Source organism: Ezakiella massiliensis, assembly GCF_059862345.1.
Window position 1 is genome coordinate 248,705 of sequence record NZ_JCBCEO010000002.1, and the last position, 24,548, is coordinate 273,252.

The following is a 24,548-nucleotide window of genomic DNA, read 5'->3' on the forward strand; positions in this document are numbered from 1 at the left end:
ACTTGTTTTTTAAAATCAAAAGTGAAAACTTAACTCCTTTAATTATATCAAAGCTGGCGGCCTTGTGCAATTAAAAATTAAAATTCTTCCATGGACTTGTGGATTTGGGGTGTTTTTATAAGGCTCTTTGTGGTATAATGGAAATTAATTGTGGGAGGGATTATGAAGCGATTTAAGAGATTTTATATTTTATTATTTATTCTTATAATTTTCTCTGCAAGTATCATTATACACTTTACAGATTGGGGATACTTGAAATTTGACAACAGGATGAGAATCAGAAAGCCAGAGGCCTATAATCTGGATTATTTTAAGACTTTTAATGCAGATAATTTTGAAACCATGCTCAAGGATTATTATTTGCGTGATTATATGGTTTTTGCTGGAGCTTTTTTTGACAAATATATTTATAGGCGGCCTTTTGTAAACAATGTTCAGGTAAAATCGCCTAATATTTTTGATGTGGAAGGGGCACCTGCTTATTCCATAAGCTCTGGCGATTCAGAAAAAAATATAATAAATTCTGCAGAAAAATTGGCGGAAATCAGAGATAAGGTGAGAGCAAATGGCGGCGATCTACTGATAATTCCCGTGCCAAAAATTTCGGCCTTTTATCAGTATCCGTCTTATATTTTGGATCCAGAGCCTATTGATAAGGCTGCAGCTGAGATAATGTTTAGGGAATTTGATAGACACAGTCTGTCCTATGTGGACTTAAGAAAAGTTTTGGCCTATGAAGATTATTACAAGACCGACCACCACATGTCAAAGGCCGGTTCGGACAAGCTGATCCAAATTATAGACCAGCATTTAAAAGAAAAGGGCAAGGCCTTAAAGGATGCGCGAATTGATGTGGATGTTCACGAGTTCAAAGGGTCCAGGTCCAAACGGGCTGCATATCTAACGGGGACAGACGATATTTTTGAGCCGATTTATTTTACAGCTTATAAAAGATCGGGCGATGGCCACGAGGATATAAACAATTTTAAAGAAAAGATCGACTATCCATCCTATATGTATGGGGACAACAAGTACACATGCATTGAGACGGATGTAAAGGACGGGGCCGACCTAATTATTTACGGCGACTCCTATACAAATATTGTGGAGGCCTTTATATGGCCGCGGGTAAAACGCATGAGGTCCTATGACTTTAGGCCGGACCTACGAGCAGCTGATGAAAAAAGGCCCCAGTGTTTTTACGATACAGATTTGCTGGTTTTAATAGCAGATGAGACCAGCTTTAGACTTGAAAGGGGGTATATTTTTTACTCCGATGAAGATTTTGATAATTGATTCTGGCAGCGGCGGCAAGGTCGTGGAGAGGTATCTGAAGTCTTGGAACAAGGACCTGGATATAATCTACGATTGCGACATAGAAAATATGCCCTACGGCGCCAAGTCCAGAGAAGAAATTTTGAGACTAACTAAAAATATAATAGACAAACATGAGGGCGAGTATGACATACTCGTGCCAGCCTGCAACACTATGTCCGCTGCTTTAATTGAAGGGGGCAGGTTAAATCGGAGGACGGTGGATATTATTACGCCCACCATCCACGAACTGAAGAGGCAAAATTTAAGAAATTTAGCAATTATTTCAACCGAGTACACGCACAAGTCCAAACTTTACTTGCGTGCGCTTAAGATTCCGAGCCGCAGCTCAAAGACCTTGGCCAAGCTCATTGAAGATGGCATTAGTGAGAACGAACTCGCCATCAGAAATGAAGTCAAAAGACTCTTGCAACCAATGGTTAAGCGCGGCATCGAACGCGTGGTCTTAGGGTGTACACACTATGAGCTAATTGATTATATAATCAGGGATATTTACCCCCACTTGGAACTCTTGTATCCGGGTAAGTATCAAGCCAAGCAAGTCCTACGCCTAGTAGACCTTTTGGAGGAAGAAGAAAAATGGAGAATGTAATAGAAATTAAAGACGTAAGTTTTTCTTACAAGTCAAATATTTCTGGTGAGAATGTAAAAGCTATTGACGGGGTCAGCCTTGATGTCAAAGAAGGCGAATTCGTTTGTATCTTGGGCGCAAATGGATCGGGCAAATCGACTCTGGCAAAGCTTATTAACGCCCAGCTCACACCCCAAGAAGGGGAGATTAGGGTTGAAGGCATGTCCACGACTGATGAAGATAAGATTTGGGAAATCAGAAGAGAGTGCGGCATGGTCTTTCAAAATCCTGACAACCAAATCGTAACGACAATTGTAGAAGAAGACGTGGCTTTTGGTCCAGAAAACCTTGGCCTCCCATCAGAAGAAATCAGAAAGCGCGTGGACATGGCCCTGGATATAGTTGGCATGACCAAGTTTAAAGACCACAGTCCAACTCTTTTGTCGGGCGGGCAAAAGCAAAGGGTTGCCATAGCGGGGATCCTCGCTTTGATGCCGGACATAATTATCTTTGACGAGCCAACGGCCATGCTCGACCCGGGCGGTCGCAAGGATGTTTTGGATACGATTTTAAAGCTCAACAGGGAAGAAAATAAAACGATTCTTTTAATCACCCACTTTATGGAAGAGGCAATTTATGCTGATAGGATTGTTGTTTTTGAAGACGGCAAGATTGCAGAAGTGGGCACGCCAAAGGAAATTTTTAAAGACCCCAAAAAAGTCAGGTCTTATGGACTAGATGCGCCTTTTGCTCCAGAGATGGAATATCTATTGGCCGACAAGGCCTTGGGCTGCGACAGTTTGGAGCTCCACGACTATACAGATTGCACCATTGCAAAATTACAAGCCTTAAATATTCCAAAGAGCCAAGCACCTGATGAAGAAAATGTCCAAGCAGTTGAGCCTGTTGATAATGACGATGCAATAGTAATAAAAAATTTATCCCATGTTTATAGTCCAGGCACGCCCTTTGAATTTAAGGCCTTGGACGGCATTAACATGTCTATAAAGAAAGGCGATTTCGTGGGCGTAATTGGCCACACGGGATCGGGCAAGTCCACTTTTATACAACACTTAAACGCTCTCATGTTTCCAACTGAGGGAGAGATTTTTGTGGAAGGGGAAAAGATTTCCAAGGAAATGGATTTAATCAAGCTCCGCCAAAAGGTGGGCATGGTATTCCAATATCCTGAGCACCAACTCTTTGAAGAAACTTGTTTTAAAGATGTAGCTTTTGGTCCGAAGAACTTGGGCCTAGAAGAGGGAGAAATTGAAAAACGTGTCAAGGAATCCCTTGAAGCCGTTGGCCTAGACTACGAATGGGTCAAGGACAGGAGCCCATTTGACTTATCGGGTGGACAAAAACGCCGGGTTGCAATTGCAGGTGTCCTTGCAATGAAGCCGTCGTATTTGATTCTTGACGAGCCAACAGCAGGTCTGGACCCAATGGGCAGGGATGAAATTATTGACGAGATAAAAGAAATTGCAGACAGGGAAGGCCTAACTGTAATTTATGTAACCCACTCCATGGATGATATAGCTGAAATTGCAGATAAAATCCTGGTTCTTGACCACGGAAAATTAAAATATTACACAATACCTGAACGAGTCTTTGCAAATGAAGAAGACTTGGTCCAAATCGGCCTGGACCTACCAAGCGTTGTGACTTATAGAAACGCTCTTTGCCGGGCAGGCTACGGGATGGGACAAGTACTTGTGCCTGAAGAGGCCGCAGCATATTTGAAGGAGATACTATAATGAAAGATTTAACTATCGGTCAATATTTTCCTGGCGACAGCGTAATTCACAGGTTGGACCCCAGGACCAAAATCACCCTCTCCTTTATGTATATTATGGTTTTGTTTTTTGTAAAAACCTTTTCGGCTTACGCCATGGCTCTTGTGTATTTGTATGTGGTAATGAAAATTGCAAACATACCTTTCTCAATGTTATTTAAGGGGATCAAGTCTTTAATCTTTATTATCGTTTTGACACTGGCCTTAAATATATTTATGATAGAAGGGGAAACCCTCTTTACAATATTTGGCCTAACCGCCAGCAAGGAGGGTCTCAGATACGCAATCTTTATGGCCCTTAGACTTATACTAATGGTTATGGGATCAGGGGTAATGACTCTCACCACATCGCCAATCCGCTTGACGGATGGCTTGGAAAAAATCATGAAGCCACTTGAAGTTATCAAGGTTCCGGCCCATGAAATTTCCATGATGATGACCATTGCCCTCAGATTTATTCCAACACTTATGGAAGAAACTCAAAAAATTATCAAGGCCCAAAAGGCCCGCGGGGCAAATTTCGAAGAGGGATCCATTGTTAAAAGAGCCAAGGCTCTAGTGCCAATTTTGATTCCGCTCTTTATTTCTTCCTTTAGACGGGCAGACGAGCTTGCCAACGCAATGGAAGCAAGGCTTTATAGGGGCGGAAATGACAGGACAAAATTAAATCCTCTTAAATACCACAAGAGGGATTACCTGGCTTACACAATTGTAATTTTATACTTTGCAGGCATGATTGCCCTCAATTACACGGGGCTCTACTGATGAGAGTTGCGCTTCTTATCGATTACGACGGGACAAATTATAACGGCTGGCAGAGGCAAAAAAATGGCATAGGCATTCAAGAGATAATTGAAAATGCCCTGAAGGAAATAACAGGCGAAGAAATTAATTTACGTGCGGCTGGACGAACAGATGCAGGCGTCCATGCCAAGGGCCAGGTGGCAGACTTTGATACACAATCAAGTATACCTGGTGACAAGTTTCTTTATCCACTCAATAATATTTTGCCAGATGATATCAGGATAATGGCCTCCGCCCAAGTTGCAGACGATTTTTCCGCCCGCTTTGACGCCTTGGAGAAGCACTATCAATACAGGATTTATCTGGGCCAAGTTTTGCCAGCAACTGAAGGACGAAATGCGGCTCTATATGACCGCAAAATCAATTTAGAACTCATGAGGGCAGCTGGCGAAATAATGGAAGGCGAGCACGACTTCAAGGCCTTTGAAGGACCTTATGCTCAAATGCCAACCTCCGTCCGTAGAGTCAACAAGGTCGACGTAAATGTAGAAGGAAATTTTTTAATCTTCGATATCTACGGAGAGGCCTTTTTAAAAAATATGATCCGCATAATGGTCGGGACAATTTTAAAAATCAACGAAGGCAGGCTGAGTTTGGAAGGTTTAATGGGGCTTTTTCAAAGGCCGGATAGGCAGAAGGCGGGGGTGACGATGCCGGCGAAGGGGCTCACGATGATCTCAATATTGTACAACAATCTTGAATTTAGGGTCTAAATCGCGACATTCTCGTGAAAAAAATTTTTAGTCCTCGGAGTACACTTGAGTACACCTGCGTCCTAAAAATTTTGTTTCACTTCGAATCTCATCGATTTATCCTCCTAAATTCAGTGCCATGTTATGGGTGAAGGAATTTATAGATATAAAAAGGTAGAGAGAAAATAAAATAATTTTAATTTGAAAATTTTTTAATAAAGAGTGTTCGCACTCTTTATTTTTATGTAATAATTTTTATATCAATGGCATCTATTAAATGTCGCTTTGCGGTTGTAGGGTCCACTTTATGTGGACCGAAAAGTCACGCCCAAAAGAAAAAATCTTCTGCAGATGTAAATGTAGCAAAATAATGTTTGATGCAATATCAATTTCCCAAGAATGTCGCAAATTTGACCAGAAATATCAAAAAAGGAACTCTCGATTGAGTTCCTTTTAAATTTCATTTTAATCTTTAATTCATTTTTACTTCTCGATTATATTTGCCTTTGAGGACTTGTAGAGTTTGATGATCTCAAAGGATTCGACAGACCCGTCGCCTATATAGGCTGAGTCTTTGTAGCCGAGTTTGGCTGGGTGCATGAGGGCCCAGGCTTGGTCGGTGGTGGGGATTATCCTGGTTAAATCTGTATGAGATGCAGCAACTGAGCTGTAGATCTCATAGAGATTTATGGATGAACCAATTGCTATATTGAGATTTTTATTGGCTTTTAGAAGTTCGTCCAGGTCTGCCAGGGTAAATTTGGATCCGTCTTCTTTAAAAATGCCGGATACAAAGGCCTTGCCATCAAAGATATCGTATTCGAAATCGACCATAATTGGGGTTTTGTCCTCGCGTTTTAATAGCTCTTCCAAAGTATATGGAGACTTGCGTTTTATTATATCTAAGATATTAATTTCGTAGTTGACATCAAAGTCTCTGACCTTTTTAATGTCTGCTTGGTCGTAGGTGAAGATGACATTTTGGTGGGAGACTTGTTGGCTAAATGGGAAGTAGGTGATTTGCTCAAGCTCTGGATAAGGGTTGTTGTAAAAGATTAGATCTGAGTTCAGCTCGCTCATGCTTATGAGTTTGTTGGGCTCTATGTCTCCTTGTGTAAACATAATTTTGTATCCGTTTTGCTTGGCGGAAATCTTGCCGTAGTCTTCTAGATTGTCCACTTCTATAATAATATTTTTTTGCAGGCCAGGGATTTGTCTAACCCTGTTTGCAAACTCAGGAATGTTCTCGACTTTGACAATAAAGTTTAGGTCTGTGTACCTGCTTACAATATCGCCCAGGCTTATGACATTGCCTCCAATTTCATTTAGCTTGAAGTTTCCTGCGTCTTCGCGACTTACATAATAATCGTCTTCTGTTTTGTATAGATTGATTTTGAAGGTATCAAAGCCAGCTTCATAAGCTCTTAGAAGTTGGTAGGAGTCTTTGACTTCGATTGCGTTTTTAAGTTTTTGCTTGTCGCTTTCGATGTGGTCAAGATTTTCTCCACTCATCATTTGCTTGATTAGGTCGTTTTCCAGAATTGTTTTCGACATATTTATCCGCCTGATGCCTTCTTGGTGAAGGGATTTGGCTGCAGATACATCTTCGAACTCTCTGGTGTGGCGGTTTTTTAGCTTGCCGTTTTCAAAGATTCCATCTCTTTTCATATTAAAGATGTAATCATCATTTATAAATGAGCCCTTGAGCATATAGGCTTGGGGGAAGAGGGTTGCATAGTGGTTTTCACTCATGATGTCTTGGCCCATAAAGATATATTTGGAATAGTCGATGCCCATGAGATTTAAAAGTGTAGGTGCCAGGTCGATTTGGCTACGGACACCGTCAACTTGGTATTTAAAGTCTTGGCCACCCACATGAATTATGAGTGGAATATTTAAAAGTGTATCAAAGTCAAAGTCAAGACCAGTGAACTCTTCAATTCTTGCGTTAGCTTCCTTATCCATGCCTGTAAAACCATGGTGGTCACCGTAGATTGCAATAATAGAATTGTCATATAGGCCCTTGGCTTTAAGGCCTTCTATAAATTCTCCAATGGCCGCGTCAGTATAGTGGACGGCTTGAAGATATTTGCCAAAAATGTTTTTTGAATCCTCTTCATCCATTGCTAGCTTTTGTTCTTCCACTGGCATATCATAAGGCACATGGCTGGTAAGGGTTACCAAGAATGCAAAGAAGGGGCTCTTTTCATTTTCAATCTTTGAGATAGATTGCTTTAGAAATGACTTGTCACCCAGGCCCATGCCGATAACTTCATCAAGCTCATAATTGTCCTCTGCGTAAAATTTTTCAAAGCCAATGTGGGGATAGGCCCTGTCTCTAATCCAAAAATCTCTCCTGTAGCCGTGGAGGGCAAGGGGATTGTAGCCGTGGTCCTTTAAAATTTTTGGCAGACCGTATAGATAGGTATCCAGATAAACCTCGTAGGAAGGATTTTTCATGGATGGATACATGGAGTGAAGGCTTACAAACTCAGCATCAGATGTGTTGCCTGCGCCCAGGACTTCATAGTAGTCGCTGGCGTATATAGACCCCGGACTATTTACCAGAGCGTTTAAGTTTGGAGTAACCTCCTGGTCTTTGTATTTTCTATTAATAACAAAATTGTTTAAAGATTCAACTTGAATAATAATTAAATTTTTCCCCTCACCCACACCTGTGAGTTCGTTATCGTGGGATTCTGTTTCTATAACATCTGTAATATCCGACTCAGTAATATCCATCGGTTTTTCTTCAATGGCACCTGCTAGGTCCATAGTGTGGTAGGCAAAGAGCGATTGGTGGGAGGACCCCTTCATAAAGGGAGCACCCACAAAAATCAATATAATAAATATTGCCAGGCAAACGGTTAAAAATCTATAGCCGCTTGTTAAGTCCCTGTTAGGATTTTTTATATTAAAAGATCTGAAAATCCTCTTGGTGTTGCCAATAAAATCAAGATAAGTCCTTTTGATGACTCTGCCAAAATTTACAAAAAATCTCTTGATGGATTTTTTGTTTTTAGATATCCATTTAAAAAGATTGATGGGCAGGTCTACAAAGTACAAGAGCAGAGCCGGCTTTAAAACAAGACCAAGGGCATCTGTAACGTCGCCCACATTGCCTGCGTGCGAAAGTTCTTTGGCCACTGGCAGCCTGCCGAAGTAAAAGTAATAGGCTGTATCCACCACGAGAATGGCGGTGATCAGCCAATAAATAGCGGAGCTGGTCCGTTTGGCCCATTTTTCTTTCCTAAAAAATAAAAATGAGAGCAAGCTAACAAAGACCATGTCAATTGCAAAAGCAAGCCATGGAGCGTAGCTGACCTCAGTTAAAATCATAAAAACTATTAATTTAAAAGTTAACAATAAAAAGTACTGCATAAAAAACCTCCGCGATAATTATACCATTTTTACATACCTTTTACAATTATAAGAAGACTTTAAAAAGAAAATAGCGCTTAAGAATTCAAAATGAGAAGCCAGAGAAAAGCAAACAAAAATAGCATTTGCAAATTCAAATTTAAAGGCGAGGAAAACAGAAATAAAAATTGCGTTTGCAAATTCAAAATGACCGCATAAATGATAAAATTTGCAAATAAGGATTTTCAAGGCTATAATATAAGGATAGGATATATATACACATTACTGAAAAGAAGAGGTTATTATGAAAAGATTTTTTAAGTTTACCCTGCCGTCAGTTTTCTCCATGTGGGTTTACGCCCTCTACACTATGGTGGACGGATTTTTTGTTGCCAACTATGTTGGAGAAATTGAATTTGCAGCAGTAAACATTGCCATGCCGGTGGTCACGACATTTTTTGCCATTGGCATCTTGCTTAGCATTGGCACCCAGGCAAAGGTTGGCTACAGTTTGGGAGCTGGAGATTTAAAGAGGGCCAATCAAATATTTTCCACGGCGGTTTTATCCCTAATAATAATTGGCCTTTCTTATATAGCCATCATTTTTATTTTTATGGAGAAAATTATTTGTCTAATTGGAGCAACCGAGGAGACTTATGTCTACGTCAAGGATTATCTATCCGTAATCTTGCCCTTTGCCTTGTTTTTTATGACTACTTACCAATTCGAGGTCATGGTCAAGCTCGATGGCTTTCCAATGATAACGGCTTTTTCCGTTTTTGTGGCGGCCGTTTCCAATATTGTTTTGGATTATTTATTTATTGTAAAATTTGATATGGGCGTTTACGGGGCAGGACTTGCAACGGGCCTTGCCCAGCTTGTAAGCTCTGGAATGATGTTTTCGCATTTCTTTAACCGCAAGGGCAGGCTCAAATTTGTCAAGTCCTATGATTTTAAAATGCTAAAGAAAATCCTGCCCTTGGGTATGGGTGATGCCATCAGCGAGATTGCCATTGGCTACACGGTATTTTTATTTAACAGGACGATTTTAAAAATGGTTGGCCCAGAAGGCCTTATAATTTATGCGGCCATCTCCTATATATCGATCTTTGCCCAGGTTGCAATGACGGGCGTGGCCCAGGGTTTGGCTCCGCTTTTTGCAGTCGACTATGGGCGCAAAGACTACAAAAAAATATTGAAGTCCCTGTCGGGAGGCTTTGCCTTTGTTTTATCAATCGCCCTGGCCTTTAAGGTCCTCATAATATTTTTTGGAGACTCCATGGTAAATTTATTTTTGGAAGAGGGGACCAAACTCACCCAAAAAACATCCCAGGCCCTGTCGGTCTATTCCTATTCGTATTTTTTTACCGGACTCAATGTAATTATGATTACGGTTTTTGCCAGCCTTGGCAGGTCCAAGTACGCCATTTGGATGTCGCTTTTGCGGACGCCGATTTCAATTACAATTTTGATGCTTATATACGAAAACTTTATAGGAGGGCCCTTTATATGGTCGGTCCTCACATGTGCGGAGGCTTTGACGGCAATTGTATCCCTTTATTTTATCAGGCACGAAATAATAAGGCCTTTAAAAGTTGCCCAAAAAAAACAAATTAAGAAAAATGTTTAGAAAAAAATTAAAAATGGGTAAATAAATTAAGTGAGTAATAATCCTATTGCTTATAAGGAGGTATAGAATGGATTTATCTTTATTTGGAGGTTTTTCGGCAGGCTTTGTTTCCTTTATCAGCCCCTGCGTCCTACCTATGATACCTGTTTATCTCATGTATCTAACCGGGGCCATGGATGTTGATGAAATTGGTAGCAACTGGAAGAAGACCCTTGTCAGGAGCGTGGCCTTTGTCCTAGGCTTTACAGTTGTATTTGTAGCCTTGGGAATGACGGCAACCGCACTTGGCAGCTTTATGCAGTCCAACAAATTGCTTCTACAAAGAATTGGCGGAGTTGTTATTATTTTATTTGGATTGGCAATGCTTGGTCTTTTTAAACTTCCGCAAATCGGTGGCAACAGAAGAATGAAAGACGCAGGTGGATTTTGGTCCAGCTTTTTGATGGGCATGGTCTTTGTATTTGGCATGGGCCCATGCGCAGCACCAATCCTGGGATCAATTATGATGTTCGCCGCAACAAAAGCCACAGTATGGAAGGCAGCAACCTTGTTATTGTCTTACTCAATTGGTCTCGGCGTGCCATTTATTTTAGCAGGATTTTTCGCGCCAGCCCTTATGAGAGGACTTAAAAAATATGAAAAAGTTATCAAAGTTATGCCAAAGATTGCAGGAGCAATCCTAATTATTTTTGGCGGTTTTATGGTCTTTGATAAACTAGGTTTACTATTTGGAATTTAAAAACAAAAGGAGAAGTATTATGAAAAGATTACACACAATTATTATCGCACTAATGCTCGCAGGAGCCATGGTCTTTACAGCTTGCTCTAAAGACGCACCTAAGGAAGAAAAACCTGTAGAACAAACAGAAACAAAGACAGAAGAAAAGAAAGACGACAAGAAAGAAGAATCTAAAGAAGACAAGAAAGAAAAGAAAGACGAAAAAACTGAAGAACAAAAGAAAAAAGAACAAGAAGAACGCATGGCAGCTCGCACAAAGTATATCGAAACAACCAAGAATGCTTATAGCGAAGAATTCACAGAACTCGAACATGCTGACAAAGCTGAAATGGGAGGAGCTCCAGTAGACTTTACAGTTAAGACAATCGATGAAGGCAAGGAAGTTAAGCTTGACCAAATCCTAGCTTCAGGCGAATTGGTCCAATTAAACTTCTTCCAAACTTGGTGCTCATACTGCATCAAAGAAATGCCTGACCTAGTTGAACTCAATAAACGCGACGACATCAAGGTAGTACTCATTGACTCAGGCGAAAAAGCTTCTGCAGTTAAGACATTGATTGAAGGCCAACAGATCGACCTACCAGTATTTTCGGATGAAAGCGGGGATGTTAATAAGGCTTATAATATTGGATCTTTCCCAAGCAATTATTACATCAAGGACGGAAAGATCGTAGGCCAATTGTTCGGTGCTTGGAATGACAAGGTTCTAAACTTTGTTGCTGATGAATTAAATGCTGGCAACCCAATGCCAGATCCAGACAAACTTCAAGAAGTTTGGCAACAAGGCGAAGATGAAAAGGCAGGAAAATAGAATATTTTTCTATCAATAACGGGCTCAAGGCCCGTTATTTTTTAGTTGATTATTATTTTATATATGCTATAATTATAGCAATTGAATATGGCTTGGCCAAACAGGGAAGCTGGATTAAACCACACGGTCTTCGCCACTGTTAAAGCCGAGGCTGCAACTCACTTATAGGGAAGGGTTGCAACTGATTGAGGCAAAGAGTCAGGATACCTGTCAAGTCAAATTTCTTTACGAAAGATAGAGAAGTTTATTTTTAGCTTCCTCTATAAATTTTAGGAGGATTTTTTATGTACAATTTAACAGGGGGCTGGGTATTTTTGTGTACCCAGAAAAGAGTTTGTCCACCATTTTTATGCACAGGTCACCGTGTTTTAGGGCAGGGCTCGAATGAGGCATGCGGTTTAAAATTAGCATTTTTAAATCGCTTGGCAATTGTGGGAATTTACACTAACTTATTTGCAGGTGAAGGCCTATGATTACCTTGCATTTTGACATGATTCAGACAGTTGGGCTTGCAATTATGGTTTATTATCTGGGAAGATTTTTTCTTAGAATCAGCAAAACTTTAAGAAAATTTTTTATACCAGCACCAGTTGTAGGAGGCTTTGTATTTTCAATTATTAGACTTATTTTGCAGGTAAATGGGGTATGTACGATAGTCTTTGATCAAACTTTGCAGATGCCTTTTATGATGGTCTTTTTTACAGCTATAGGTGTAAGCGCAGATGTGAAAATGTTAAAAATTGGGGGCAGAAACTTTTTGCTCTTTTGGCTTATATCCATAGGAGTCATTCTTTTACAAAACTTTTTGGGAATTAGCCTTGCACAATTAATTTCAGGAGATAAAGTTATGGGTCTAATGATGGGATCTACATCGCTTCTTGGTGGTTTTGGAACAGTTGGTGCATGGAATGATATGTACATGGAAAAAGGCTTACTAAATGCAAAGACTATTGGTTTTGCAATGGCTACAATTGGATCGGCAGCATCTGCTCTAACGGGAGGGCCAGTTGCAGAACTTCTTATTAAAAATAAAAAACTTTCAACACCTAATTTTGATAAGACTAAGGAACCCAAAAAGACCTTTGACATAAAAGCTGATGGTCAACAAACAAAACCTCTAGTGGCTGATGATTTTATAAAAGTCCTAGGTTTAATATTTGTTTCTGTTGGTATAGGTGTAATACTTCAAAGGTTGATTAAAGAAAATGTCAGCATTATGGGAGTTCAGTTAAACCTGCCATCATATGTTACATCGATGATTATAGCTATGATTTATGTTAATACAATTGGAAAGGTGAATGGATTTTCTGTTAATATTAGGGCGGCTACTTTGGCTGGAAATATAGCTTTAAATATTTTTCTATGCCTGGCCCTTATAGACATCGACCTGATGCAATTAAAAGATGCAGCTCTTGACTTGGTTGTGATTATGATTGCTCAGACTATATTCATTTTCCTTTACGCATATTATGTAAACTTTTATTTTATGGGAAGAAACTATGAAGCGGCTGTTTTATCAAGTGGTCTTTGCGGTTTTTCTTTAGGAGCAACATACAATGCGCTTGCCAATATGGACTCCATTATAGAACATCACGGCCCGGCCCCTATGGCCTATTTGGTCTTGCCACTTGTAGGAGCGTTTGCAATTGATATTACAAACTCAATAATCATCACTTTATTTATAAATTTTTTATAGGAATAGAAGTTTATAAAATTTAATGGTGAAGATGAAAAAGCAGGAAAATAAAATATTTTAATTTTAATAACGGGCTTATGGCCCGTTATTTTTTATTGGAAATTTTGTTGTAAAATAAAATTTTTATAAAAAAATAAAAAATAAAATAAATTAATAAGAGTTTTTTGTTTTAATGCTTCTTAAATGGGGTATGAAGTTATTCATCGGAGGGGGTGTATTTATGAACGAAGAAATTACCAAAACCGTCGTCAGTATGCACCATATGATTGCACACATTGACTCTAAGATTGAAGTCATTGCTAAACGCTTCGGTGTTACGCTTAGCCAGTATTTTGTCCTGGAAGCCCTACACAATAATGGAGAATTGGCAGTTAACGAGCCTCAAGAAGAAATTTTGGATTCAAACGCTGCAATATCATTGGTCATCAAAAACCTTGAAAAACATAAATTAATTTCAAGACGCTTAGACGACGAAGACAGAAGAAAAAATTTATTATCACTTACAGACTTTGGTAGGGATGTAATCGAAAGGGCATATCCTAAGGTACTTGAAATGTATGAAGAAGAGCTTCAAGTATATAGTCCAGAGGAAATTCAAACTCTTAAAAAACTTATTGCTAAGTATGAGCAAGCTTAGTATTAAAATAAAATGCTCGTAGAAACTATTTTAAAATTTTAAAAATTAAAAAACTTTATTATTAAAATATTTATAAGGACCGGAAAGGTCCTTTTTTATTTGCCTTTAATAGATGGCAGGGAAATTAATCTTTTCTTGTTATTTTTGGTGGACTATGCCTTTTTATATGTTATATAAAGCTATAATATCTTGAGATGGCATTAAATAGAGTGTTTACAACATTAAAAATTAAGTTTGTAGCTATTTTGTAGTTATGAAAATATTTGAGAGGTTTTTAACCTCTCTTTTTTTATGGAAATTTACATTAAAGATAAGGAGGTAATATGAAATTAGTAATTGCAGAAAAACCTAGTGTTGCAAGTTCTATTGCAAAGGTAATTGGTGCAAATAAAAAATGTAATGGATATTTTGAAGGAGGCGATTATATTGTATCTTGGTGTGTTGGACACTTGGTAGAATTAGCATTTGCAAATGCATACGATCCAAAATATGAAAAATGGAATTTGTCAGACTTGCCTATCATACCTAATCAATACAAAACTGTTGTTTCTAGTGGCACTAAAAAACAATTTAATATAGTCAAGTCTTTGCTTAATGACAGCAAGGTTAATGAGGTAATTTGTGCAACAGACGCAGGACGTGAAGGAGAGTTAATATTTAGATTGCTTTACGATAAAGTAAATTGTAAAAAACCAATAAAAAGGCTGTGGATCAGCTCTCTGGAAGATGAATCAATCAGTAATGGCTTTAACAATTTAAGACCTGGAGCAGATTATGATAATTTATATATATCAGCCTTTGCCAGAGCAAAAGCTGATTGGTTAATTGGCATTAATGCTACAAGGTTTTATTCATTAAAATATAGAGATTATTTGAACTCCTTAATCTCTGTTGGTAGGGTGATGACCCCAACCTTAAGTATGATTGTGGAGCGAACAAATAATATCAAAAATTTTAAACCTCAAGAATTTTATGTAATTTTTTCTAAAATACAAGATTTAGTTGTTGAAAGTGATAGGTATGAAACAAAAGATGAAGCTTTTAAAGAAATAAATAATTTAAAAACAAATAAAATGAAGTGTGTGAAAAGTAATGTTGTAGAAAAAAAGACCAAATCACCACTACCTTATGATCTAACCACACTTCAAAGAGAAGCTAATAGGTATTACGGATTAACATCTAAAAAAACATTAGATATTACACAAAAATTGTACGAAAATAAGCAAGTAACATATCCAAGAACAGATAGCAGGTATGTAACAGAAGATATGATCAATAGTGTTTTGGAGCTTGCTAATAAAATAGATAAACAAGATTATAATGTTGCTAAAATAGTTAATAATGCAAATGTTAACGATCACCACGCAATCATACCAACGCTTAATTCTTTATCATCTAATAATAGAACTGAAGAAGAAAACAAAATATATAATTTAATAAAAATGAGATTTATATCATCTATGCTAAAAGATGGTGTTGATATAAAAGAATCATATGAATTTAAAGTAGATGACTTAGTTTTAAAAGCAAATCAATCTTCTATTAAAGAGTTTGGGTTTAGAGAATATGAAAACAACTTTTTTCAAAAAAGTATAGAGGCAAACAACTTTATATCAATTAATGAAGGTGAAGAATTTGAATTCTTGCCTGAAATCAAAACAGGAATGACATCTCCGCCAAAATATTATACTGAAGATACTCTCCTGTCTGCTATGGAACGAGCTGGAAATGAAGATCTAGACGATAGCCTTGATACAGAAAAAGAAGGCATAGGAACTCCAGCTACAAGAGCCTCAATTATAGAGAAACTTATTAAATTGAACTATATAGAAAGAAATAAGAAAAATTTAATATCAACAGAAGTTGGAGAGAACATAGACAAGTTGCTACCAGATTTTATTAAATCACCAAAACTAACAGCTGATTGGGAAAATAAACTTACCTTAATAGCTAATGGCAGATTGAGTGAGAGAGAATTTATGGAAGAAATTAAAGATTTAATTAATAAAATATTAAGCAATCAAGAGGAGGTGAAATTTAAAATGGAAGAAAAAGTAATAGGAAAATGCACAAGGTGCAAAGAGGGAAATATTGTTCTTCGTGGCAAAGCGTATGTATGCGATAATGATTGTGGCTGGAAAATTTATAAAGATAATATATGGTGGAACAATAAAGGTAAAAAATTGACAGACGAAATTCTAAAAGAGATCCTTGAAAAAGGTGAAGTAAGAATTGAAGGTTTTAAGTCAGCAAAAACAGGCAGTCATTATCCTGCAAATGTAAGCCTTGAGGATACTGGGCAGTATATAAACTTTAAAATGAGATTTGATTAATAGGAGGAGTTAATGGAAAAGCAAATTAGACAATGGCAAAAATTTGATGAAATGTATGAAGTAGATAATTCTACAGACAGACCGCCATTTGGGAAGTATGTAGTAGAAGTCAAAGATATATGCTTAAAATCAAGTAAAAAGGGTGAACCAATGATTTATATATGGTTTAAAATAGATGATAGTATTTCACAGATAAATGATGATATTAACGAGAATATATTTTATAACCAGGTAATTATTGGTGGCAAGCAAAGAAAAATAGCTATGAGTATTATAAGAATGCTTCTTAAGCCATTTGATTTAGATATATATTTCAATTCATATGAGGAGCTTGGCAGAACAATAATGGAATATTCTGAATTGATTAAGCAAAGAAAATATGTTTTAGAATTTAATCAATCAGAAAGAGGCAATTTAACATATAGAATAGAATTGTAAGGACTGGAGATTAAGGGTTGTGTTTTAAACATAACCCTTTTTTATTTTATAAATTTTAGGAGGTAAAAATGAAAAGATCTGAATATGTTCAAAAAGCAATAGAAATATTTAAAAACAAAACAAATCTTGAAAAGTTTTTAGATATTATGGCTTATACACAAAAGTATAGCTTATATAATCAAATGGAAATATATGATCAAGTAGAGAGCGACATAATGGCACTTGCTAGTGCTGATTTTTGGAAAAATAATATGCACTTAGAGCTTAAAGACGATGAAGTAAATAATTATATTGAAGTAACAAATAGTGACGGAAGTATAAATAGACTATATGATATTAACCAAATTGAGGAAGTATATGAAGGAGAAATCCAAAACTTGGTTTGGTCTTTAAATAATGATACTACAAATGATTATAATAAGTTACTCGATTTGCTGAGCTGTAAAGACAATAAAGATCTTGCAGCTGAATATGTAAAACTATTAAGCAGGATTGACTTTATACCAGACACTTTAAGAGAACCCATAACAAATGTTACGGAGTATCTTTTGAATAAAAGAATGGGTTTTTCTAATAATGCTGATTTAGAGAAAATATCCAGTATGGATATAAATCTATTGTCTTTTGTGTTTAAAGCTTCTTCAAATATATTAACTCAGGTTATAGAAGATTTGAAAGATCTAGGGGTAGAAAGAAGAAAAAATGTATCTTTAGAAGATTTAATAGCAGATATAAACTCCCAAAGACAAGAAAGCATAGAAGATACAGTTGCATATTTATTTAAAGAAAAAATATTATCAATAGATGGTTTAGAGATTCACGCTAATGAAAATCAACTAGAAAAATTAAAGAATTTTAATAACACTATACAAAAAAACAATGCTATTGATATTCCTGAAGAAAACAGATATGAATCAATAAATGATCCTAGGTTAAAAGAAGGGATATTAGACAAATTAAAAAATAACGAGGATTTAATAAATGAAATCATCAAAGCGAGAGAAGTTTTAGGAACCGATACCTTGGCAAGCTTTAATGGCATTTTTCAAATGGAATATGCAAACGCTATTAGACAGATATCTAAAGATCAAAATCTCCCAGATGATATGAAGTCAATAGATTCTGTTAATAAATTCAAACAAGAAGTTGAAACAGAGTTTAGAATTTTTATAGACGATAATATTAATCTAAGATCAATGGAAGAATCCTCAAAAGATAATTTAGATGAAAATTTAAATGTAGAAGAGGTTTATGAAGAGATTAAAGATGATGAGGAGCTTGAAGAAAACACGTATGTAGAGTTGAATAATGTGCCTTCAGATGAGCCTGATATTATGGAATTAGAGGAAATTGAAGAAGCTGATGAAGCAGATGAAGCTGTAAGTAAAGTTTTAACTCCACAGCAGGAATTTGTGCAGTCAGAAATTTATAAAGGTTTAGAAAATATATTTGATAAACACAATATTGAAAGCTCTGGCATTGTAAAAAGAGAAGATCTTATTGTTAGATTATTTAGAAAAGCTTGGGAGCTTGATAAGTATCAAACAGAAGATCCTGATTCTATAAAGTTAAATATGCAACAAGCTATTCAAAGAGATGATGTGCTAAGAAGTAGATTGGTCAATAAAGGCTTGCCAATTGCAATGAATCAGGCAGATATCAATAGTTCCAATTCAGATATAATTAATTATATCGTTGAAAATATAAACGAAATTAAAGATGATAAAAACCTTTTTAATATAATACATTCAAAAGGCGGAATAGAATTTAATTCAAAGAATGTATTTATAGATGATGTAAAATACGGAATCGAAGACAGAGTATCTATTGAAGATGAGAAAGGCACTCGTGAATATTATCTATTATTAGATGGTTCTTATAATAGAATTATTGTAAATTCACAACTAGAAAGAGTTGACGAAGAAAACACAAACTCTGGTATGGGATTAATTTTTCCAAAAGCCGCAATACAGTATGATAATAAGGTCTATGGTGATAATTTCAAAATTAAATATCAAAATAACAACAATGATATTAGGTTAATTAAAGGCGAAGAAGATATAGCATATTTAAGTATCAAATATGATGGTTTAAAATATTTTGATTATCAAATAAAAAAGTTTGACGATTGGCAAGACCTAGATAATTATTCTATAAATACCTTTAAAAAAACAATTAAAAACCTTCAATCAAAGCATAAGCAAGCCATAGAAAATTGTTACGAACAATATAGTGCTGGAACTTATTCTCTGTATAAGGAAGGTCTGCCAAATATAGATCTACTGAATTCTATAAAATTAGAAAACAATGAATATTATTTGATAGCAAGAAACTATGGAATTGCCAAATATTATTTGTTAAATTCAAATATGGATCTCATTGGGACTTTACAAGATATTAATTTTAGAGATTTTGAATCGATAAAAGAAAGCATAAGACCAATTGTGTCCTTGTATGAAAAAAAGACAGAAGTTACATCTTCTAAAAATTACGAAATTAATGATGATAATTTGGGAGAAGGAACAGAATCTCAAAGAATACAAAATAATCTTAATGCTCTAAAAATATTAAATATAATAGAAGAAGAACAAAGAAATGCCACAATAGAAGAAAAGGAAATATTATCTAAGTATGTTGGCTGGGGAGGACTGCCCAGTGTATTCAAAGAAGATAATAAATATAACAATGAGCTTAGAAGTTTGCTAAGTGATGAAGAATATAAAAGTGCAAGAGAATCATCTTTAACAGCTTTTTATACACCAGCAAAGGTAATTGATGGTATGTATGGAGCTTTAGATAAAATGAATGTTAGAGGCACTAGAGATTTTAAAATATTAGAACCATCTGCTGGCATAGGTAGCTTTATAGGTAAAAAGCCTAAAAGCTTAATTAATGCAGAATATACTGCTATTGAAAAAGATGGGTTAAGCGGAAGAATAGCCAAGGCTTTATATCCAGAAAGCAATGTAATAATAAGTGGGATTGAAGATACAAATTTAAATAACAATAGTTTTGATGTCGCCATAGGCAATGTTCCTTTTGGCGATTTTAAAATTTATGACAGTGATTATGAAAATAATAATTTTTTAATCCACGATTATTTTTTTGCAAAAGCATTGGATAAGGTAAAGCCAGGCGGAATAGTCGCACTTATAACATCTAGTGGAACAATGGATAAGAAAGATGATAATGTTCGTAAATATTTAGCTGAAAGAGCTGAATTGGTTGGTGCATTAAGACTTCCAAATAATACTTTTACAAAGAATGCTGGAACATCAGTAACTTCAGATATAATATTTTTAAAAAAGAGAGAAAATAAAATTGAAATTACTGATGATAATAGACCAGATTGGCTGGATCTTGATGAAGAACAAGGCGAGGAAATTAATAAATACTTTAAAAACAATAGATCTCATGTATTGGGAGATTTAAAATTAATTTCCACTCAATTTGGGAAAGCTTTAGCTTGTGTTGATGATGGATTAAATACAGATATAAGAACAAGAATAAATGAAGCAGTTTCAACATTTCCTCCAGCTTTTATATCTACTCAAAGTCATTCAAATAAGGTTATAGAAAATATAGCTGATTTAGCTGATATAAAAGCTTATTCTATTACTCTGTATAATGATGAATTATATATAAAAAAATCAGAGGGTATAGAAAAGCTTGATCTTAAAAGTGATAAAGATAAGGACAGGGTTATTCAATTAATAAAAATTAGAGATGATGTTCAAAGGTTGTTAAATGCACAATTAGATGACAAGTCTGAATCTGAAATTAAGTCTTTGCAGCTATATTTGAATGCAGATTACGATAACTTTGTTAAAGAATATGGAAGAATTAATCAAAATAAAAATATTAAATTATTTGAAGATGATATCTCTAGTCCTGTCTTAAAAGCTCTAGAAGTATATGAAAAAGGAGAATTTAAAGAAAAAGCTAAAATATTTTCTGAAAGAACAATAAGAGGAAAATCAGAAATAACTAAAGCCGATAGTCTGGAAGAGGCTTTATTAATATCTTTAAATACTAAAGCAGAAGTAGATCTTGATTATATATCCAGCCTAGTAAGTAAATCAGAAGATGAGGTAATAGATGATCTTTATGGTAAGATCTATTTTGATCCTCAGCTTGATAAATATGTTCCAGAAGATGAATATTTAAGCGGAAACATTTTAAATAAAATGGAAGCGTTGGAGCTTTTTGATTTTAAATATAAAAATATAAATGAAAGAGCTTTAAAAGCTTCCTTGCCACCATTATTAAGTCCTGAAAACATCACAGTAAAACTTGGGGCAAACTGGATACCAGTTGAGTATATAAAAGAGTTTGTTAGCTATCTGTATGATGGTGACTTTGTGCCAGATATTTCATACAACAAAGAAATGACCGAATGGAACATAGCTAATAAATCTTATTATTGGTATGCTATTGATCCTGTCGGAATAACAGATGTGTATAAAGGTATGAATTTAATTGAAGATACTCTAAATGGTAAAATTGCAGTTGTACGCAAAACTATTATAGATGACGAAGGAAAAGAAAAGAGGGTAATAGACGATCAAAAAACCATAGAAATACAAGACAAGCAAATGGATTTAAAAGATAAATTTAGTACTTGGATATGGGAAGATGAAGATCGCTCTAAACACTTAATTGATATCTATAATAGAAAGTTTAACTCAGAAGTTAATAGGGAGTACAATGGAGATTGGCTTACATTTCCTGAAATGAATAGTAATATTCAATTAATGAAGCATCAAAAGAATGCTGTTGCCAGAATTATTCAGGGCGGCAATTCATTGCTAGCTCATGTAGTTGGATCTGGAAAAACATTTGAAATGATTGCTAGTGCTATGGAATCAAAAAGATTGGGTCTTTGTAATAAGTCCCTAATCGTTGTTCCAAAACATTTGACGGATCAAACAGGAAATGAGTTTTTAAACCTTTATCCAAATGCAAATATATTAGTTGCTACAGCTAAAGACTTTTCGCCAGCAAATAGAAAAGAGTTTTGTGCAAAAATTGCTACTGGGAATTTTGATGCAATAATCATAGGACAAACTCAATTTCAAAAAATACCTATGAGTAAAGAATTTCAGCAGGAATTCATGCTTGCTGAAATAGATAATATAGAAAAAGCTCTTAATGATTTAAATGGAAGGTCTGAATCCAGCAGAATAACTATTAAAAATTTAGAGAAGGCCAGATTGAATAAAATTGAAGCATTAGAAAAATTAAATGATGATAAAGATAAGGATGATGTAGTAACATTCGAGGAGTTGGGAGTAGATAGATTGTATATTGATGAAGCACATTATTATAAAAATCTATACATTCCAACAAAATTAAACAATGTTCAAGGTATCGGACAATCTAATTCAAAAAGAGCTAGCGACTTGTTAATGAAATGCAGGTATATGGATAAGATAACCAATAATAAAGGTGTTATTTTTGCGACAGGTACACCAATCAGCAATAATATATCTGAGATGTATGTTATGCAGACCTATCTTCAAAACGATAAATTAATAGAAAAAGATTTTCATAGTTTTGATGGTTGGGTAAGCAACTTTGCTGAGGCTGTTTCAGAAATGGAACTAACTCCAGAGGGGACAAGTTTTAGAATGAATACAAGGTTATCTAAGTATATAAATTTACCTGAATTACAAACAATCTTTAGAGAAGTCGCTGATATTAAAATGCAAGATGATTTAGATCTGGACATCCCAGATCACAATATTCATACTGTAATTACTCAGCCATCCTTAGAGCAAAGAGCTTTTATAGAAAGTTTAGGCAAAAGGGCAGAGCAAATAAGAAATGGTACTGTTGACAGGAAAAAAGATAATATGCTTGTGATAACCAATGAATCCAGGAAGGCTGGACTTGATATGAGGATGATCGATCCAAATGCAGAAGATGATCCAGATGGCAAGGTAAGTAAATGCGCTGAAAATATTTATAAAATATGGAAAGATACAACAGATATAAAAGGCACTCAATTAATGTTTTCTGATATAGGAGTTCCAGGTGGAGCTAATTTTGATATTTATCAGGTAATAAAAGATAAGTTAATTGATTATGGTGTTCCAGAAGATGAAATCGCTTTTATCCACGATGCCTCAACAGAATCTCAAAAAGATAAACTGTTTGAAAAAGTCAGGAGTGGAAAAGTGCGAGTTCTTATGGGATCAACAAGTAAAATGGGAACTGGAACTAATGTTCAGGATCATTTAGTTGCTATGCACGATTTAGATTGCCCTTGGAGGCCATCAGATTTAGAGCAACGAATGGGAAGAATTGTAAGACAAGGCAACAAAAATGATGAGGTGGACATATACAGATATGTTACAGAGAAAACATTTGATTCTTATTTGTGGCAAATGATATTAAGAAAACAAAAATTTATTACACAGGTAATGACTAATAAAATAGGAAGCAGAGATGTATTTGATGATCCTCTAGTTATGGAGGCTAGCGAAACAATAGCTCAATGTGCTGGAGATCCTATTATTAAAGAAAAATTTGAACTTGATATGGAGGTTAGAAAACTTGGAACGCTTAAAAGAAGCCATCAACAAGAGCAAATTAAATTGAATAAAATAATAAACATAACAGCACCTAGCTTTTTTGAAGAAGCTAGCGACAAAATAAATAAAATCAAAAAGGATATACAAACAAGAGATACTAATACTCTTGCAGATGATTTTTCAGGATTGAGTATAAACGGAGTATATTATAAAGGAAGAAAAGAAGCTGCAGAACAACTTCAAAAATGTTTGTATAGCTTAAAAGATAATAAAATAGTATATAGAGGCTTTGGCATTAAAATTTCTAAAGATGGCTTAGCTGGAAATAATTTGTTTTCTAATATTGCAACAGTCAAGGGCGAGTATAATTATAGCGTAGATTTAGGAACTGATGGGGCAGGTAATATAACTCGTATAGATAATCTAATAAACAAAATGGAAGAAAGATTAGATAGAATAAATAAAGAGGTAAAAGATATGGAAAAAACATTAGAATTAGCAAAAGAAAAGCAAGGGCAACCATTTTTAAGAGAAGATGAATATAGAGAGAAGCAACAAAGATTAAATCAAATAATGGTAATGTTAAGTGATAATAGTAAGGTTTACAATGAACAAGAATTAATAGATATAGAAGATTCTATTAATAGATTGTTTGAAAAAAATCTTGGCATTACTCCTTCTTCAGAAGCCTTTAATAATCCAGCAAGAGTTGTATTAGATGAAAAGTGTATTGATGATAACGATGTTGCCTTGTATGTCAATATAGATACTCTGTCAATAAACAAAGAGGTTAACAATCAAATAATAAGTAGCATTAATTGTAATTCTATTGAGGATTTCAAGGGCACTTTAGAGAAAATTATCTCTAGAGAATATATAGATTATAATACAAAAATTGCATTTGATCCTTTAGAAAAAGACATTGATAATGATGGAGTAATAGCCAGATATGATATAAATGATCTGGACGATAATGTTAAAGATACTCCAAAGATCAAAAGTGTAAGCTTTGTATCAGAGATGAGAGATTATGACAAACAAGCAAAAGAAAATAGCAGTTATAAAGGTACTCAAGAAAGAGATGACATTTCTATTTAATTTATAATGTTATTTATTGCAAAAACACTTGATAATATATTAAAGTAATGATATAATAAAGCCAACGAAAGGA

15 protein-coding genes and 1 riboswitch are annotated in these 24,548 nt (G+C 35.3%); of the genes, 14 read left to right on the forward strand and 1 reads right to left on the reverse strand.

What is annotated here, in order from left to right; genetic code table 11:
• The first annotated feature begins 162 nt into the window (after positions 1 to 162).
• From AC6FXG_RS04160 to truA, 5 genes are read left to right on the forward strand one after another with little or no spacing between them, the layout of a single operon-like run.
• A complete protein-coding gene (locus AC6FXG_RS04160; protein WP_500571681.1) occupies positions 163 to 1,296 on the forward strand; it encodes an alginate O-acetyltransferase AlgX-related protein in 1,134 nt (377 codons plus the stop codon).
• Positions 1,277 to 1,927 (forward strand): glutamate racemase, encoded by a 651-nt coding sequence (locus AC6FXG_RS04165; RefSeq protein WP_500571682.1) that lies wholly within the window; start codon positions 1,277 to 1,279, stop codon positions 1,925 to 1,927. Before AC6FXG_RS04160 ends, AC6FXG_RS04165 begins: the two co-directional genes overlap by 20 nt.
• The gene (locus tag AC6FXG_RS04170; RefSeq protein ID WP_500571683.1) at positions 1,915 to 3,663 is read left to right on the forward strand and encodes an energy-coupling factor transporter ATPase; all 1,749 of its coding nucleotides are present in this window, start codon (positions 1,915 to 1,917) and stop codon (positions 3,661 to 3,663) included. The genes AC6FXG_RS04165 and AC6FXG_RS04170 overlap by 13 nt, the downstream gene beginning before the upstream one ends.
• On the forward strand, positions 3,663 to 4,466 hold the full coding sequence (locus tag AC6FXG_RS04175) for an energy-coupling factor transporter transmembrane component T family protein (RefSeq protein WP_500571684.1): 804 nt from the start codon (positions 3,663 to 3,665) through the stop codon (positions 4,464 to 4,466). The genes AC6FXG_RS04170 and AC6FXG_RS04175 overlap by 1 nt, the downstream gene beginning before the upstream one ends.
• Positions 4,466 to 5,218, forward strand: a complete 753-nt coding sequence (gene truA / locus AC6FXG_RS04180; protein WP_500571685.1) for a tRNA pseudouridine(38-40) synthase TruA — start codon at positions 4,466 to 4,468, stop codon at positions 5,216 to 5,218. Before AC6FXG_RS04175 ends, truA begins: the two co-directional genes overlap by 1 nt.
• 462 nt (positions 5,219 to 5,680) lie before the next feature.
• On the opposite strand, the gene AC6FXG_RS04185 is transcribed toward truA, so the two are convergent.
• Positions 5,681 to 8,578, reverse strand: coding sequence for an LTA synthase family protein (locus AC6FXG_RS04185; protein WP_500571686.1), 2,898 nt, complete (start codon positions 8,576 to 8,578; stop codon positions 5,681 to 5,683).
• Positions 8,579 to 8,861: 283 nt separating this feature from the next.
• On the opposite strand from AC6FXG_RS04185, the gene AC6FXG_RS04190 reads away from it, so the two are divergent.
• The 9 genes from AC6FXG_RS04190 (at position 8,862) to AC6FXG_RS04230 (ending at position 24,475) form a co-directional block, all read left to right on the forward strand.
• Positions 8,862 to 10,187: an MATE family efflux transporter gene (locus tag AC6FXG_RS04190; RefSeq protein WP_500571687.1), complete on the forward strand. Its 1,326-nt coding sequence runs from the start codon at positions 8,862 to 8,864 to the stop codon at positions 10,185 to 10,187.
• Between the two features lie 67 nt (positions 10,188 to 10,254).
• Complete coding sequence (locus AC6FXG_RS04195) at positions 10,255 to 10,926, forward strand: cytochrome c biogenesis CcdA family protein (RefSeq protein WP_075574077.1); 672 nt, start codon at positions 10,255 to 10,257, stop codon at positions 10,924 to 10,926.
• Between the two features lie 19 nt (positions 10,927 to 10,945).
• Positions 10,946 to 11,737 (forward strand): TlpA family protein disulfide reductase, encoded by a 792-nt coding sequence (locus tag AC6FXG_RS04200; protein ID WP_083427734.1) that lies wholly within the window; start codon positions 10,946 to 10,948, stop codon positions 11,735 to 11,737.
• Between the two features lie 76 nt (positions 11,738 to 11,813).
• Positions 11,814 to 11,966: riboswitch (cobalamin riboswitch) on the forward strand.
• A 55-nt stretch (positions 11,967 to 12,021) separates the two neighbouring features.
• A complete protein-coding gene (locus AC6FXG_RS04205; RefSeq protein ID WP_075574075.1) occupies positions 12,022 to 12,210 on the forward strand; it encodes a hypothetical protein in 189 nt (62 codons plus the stop codon).
• Entirely contained in the window at positions 12,207 to 13,433 is a 1,227-nt protein-coding gene (gene gltS / locus AC6FXG_RS04210) for a sodium/glutamate symporter (RefSeq protein ID WP_075574074.1), read from the forward strand. Before AC6FXG_RS04205 ends, gltS begins: the two co-directional genes overlap by 4 nt.
• A 220-nt stretch (positions 13,434 to 13,653) precedes the next feature.
• Positions 13,654 to 14,070 (forward strand): MarR family winged helix-turn-helix transcriptional regulator, encoded by a 417-nt coding sequence (locus tag AC6FXG_RS04215; RefSeq protein WP_500571688.1) that lies wholly within the window; start codon positions 13,654 to 13,656, stop codon positions 14,068 to 14,070.
• Between the two features lie 323 nt (positions 14,071 to 14,393).
• Positions 14,394 to 16,403 carry a DNA topoisomerase 3 gene (locus AC6FXG_RS04220; protein WP_500571689.1) on the forward strand — a complete coding sequence of 670 codons (2,010 nt, stop codon included), beginning with the start codon at positions 14,394 to 14,396 and terminating at the stop codon, positions 16,401 to 16,403.
• Between the two features lie 12 nt (positions 16,404 to 16,415).
• Positions 16,416 to 16,841: a hypothetical protein gene (locus AC6FXG_RS04225; RefSeq protein WP_099950133.1), complete on the forward strand. Its 426-nt coding sequence runs from the start codon at positions 16,416 to 16,418 to the stop codon at positions 16,839 to 16,841.
• 68 nt (positions 16,842 to 16,909) lie between these two features.
• Positions 16,910 to 24,475, forward strand: a complete 7,566-nt coding sequence (locus tag AC6FXG_RS04230) for a helicase-like domain-containing protein (RefSeq protein ID WP_500571690.1) — start codon at positions 16,910 to 16,912, stop codon at positions 24,473 to 24,475.
• Positions 24,476 to 24,548: the final 73 nt, after the last annotated feature.

Excerpts from the sequence above, each read along its gene's own strand:
- AC6FXG_RS04170 (WP_500571683.1), top strand. The coding sequence starts at position 1,915 with ATGGAGAATGTAATAGAAATTAAAGACGTAAGTTTTTCTTACAAGTCA.
- AC6FXG_RS04215 (WP_500571688.1), top strand. The coding sequence starts at position 13,654 with ATGAACGAAGAAATTACCAAAACCGTCGTCAGTATGCACCATATGATT.
- AC6FXG_RS04185 (WP_500571686.1), bottom strand. The coding sequence starts at position 8,578 with ATGCAGTACTTTTTATTGTTAACTTTTAAATTAATAGTTTTTATGATT.
- AC6FXG_RS04220 (WP_500571689.1), top strand. The coding sequence starts at position 14,394 with ATGAAATTAGTAATTGCAGAAAAACCTAGTGTTGCAAGTTCTATTGCA.
- AC6FXG_RS04200 (WP_083427734.1), top strand. The coding sequence starts at position 10,946 with ATGAAAAGATTACACACAATTATTATCGCACTAATGCTCGCAGGAGCC.
- AC6FXG_RS04205 (WP_075574075.1), top strand. The coding sequence starts at position 12,022 with ATGTACAATTTAACAGGGGGCTGGGTATTTTTGTGTACCCAGAAAAGA.
- AC6FXG_RS04225 (WP_099950133.1), top strand. The coding sequence starts at position 16,416 with ATGGAAAAGCAAATTAGACAATGGCAAAAATTTGATGAAATGTATGAA.
- AC6FXG_RS04230 (WP_500571690.1), top strand. The coding sequence starts at position 16,910 with ATGAAAAGATCTGAATATGTTCAAAAAGCAATAGAAATATTTAAAAAC.
- gltS (WP_075574074.1), top strand. The coding sequence starts at position 12,207 with ATGATTACCTTGCATTTTGACATGATTCAGACAGTTGGGCTTGCAATT.
- AC6FXG_RS04160 (WP_500571681.1), top strand. The coding sequence starts at position 163 with ATGAAGCGATTTAAGAGATTTTATATTTTATTATTTATTCTTATAATT.
- truA (WP_500571685.1), top strand. The coding sequence starts at position 4,466 with ATGAGAGTTGCGCTTCTTATCGATTACGACGGGACAAATTATAACGGC.
- AC6FXG_RS04175 (WP_500571684.1), top strand. The coding sequence starts at position 3,663 with ATGAAAGATTTAACTATCGGTCAATATTTTCCTGGCGACAGCGTAATT.
- AC6FXG_RS04165 (WP_500571682.1), top strand. The coding sequence starts at position 1,277 with ATGAAGATTTTGATAATTGATTCTGGCAGCGGCGGCAAGGTCGTGGAG.
- AC6FXG_RS04195 (WP_075574077.1), top strand. The coding sequence starts at position 10,255 with ATGGATTTATCTTTATTTGGAGGTTTTTCGGCAGGCTTTGTTTCCTTT.
- AC6FXG_RS04190 (WP_500571687.1), top strand. The coding sequence starts at position 8,862 with ATGAAAAGATTTTTTAAGTTTACCCTGCCGTCAGTTTTCTCCATGTGG.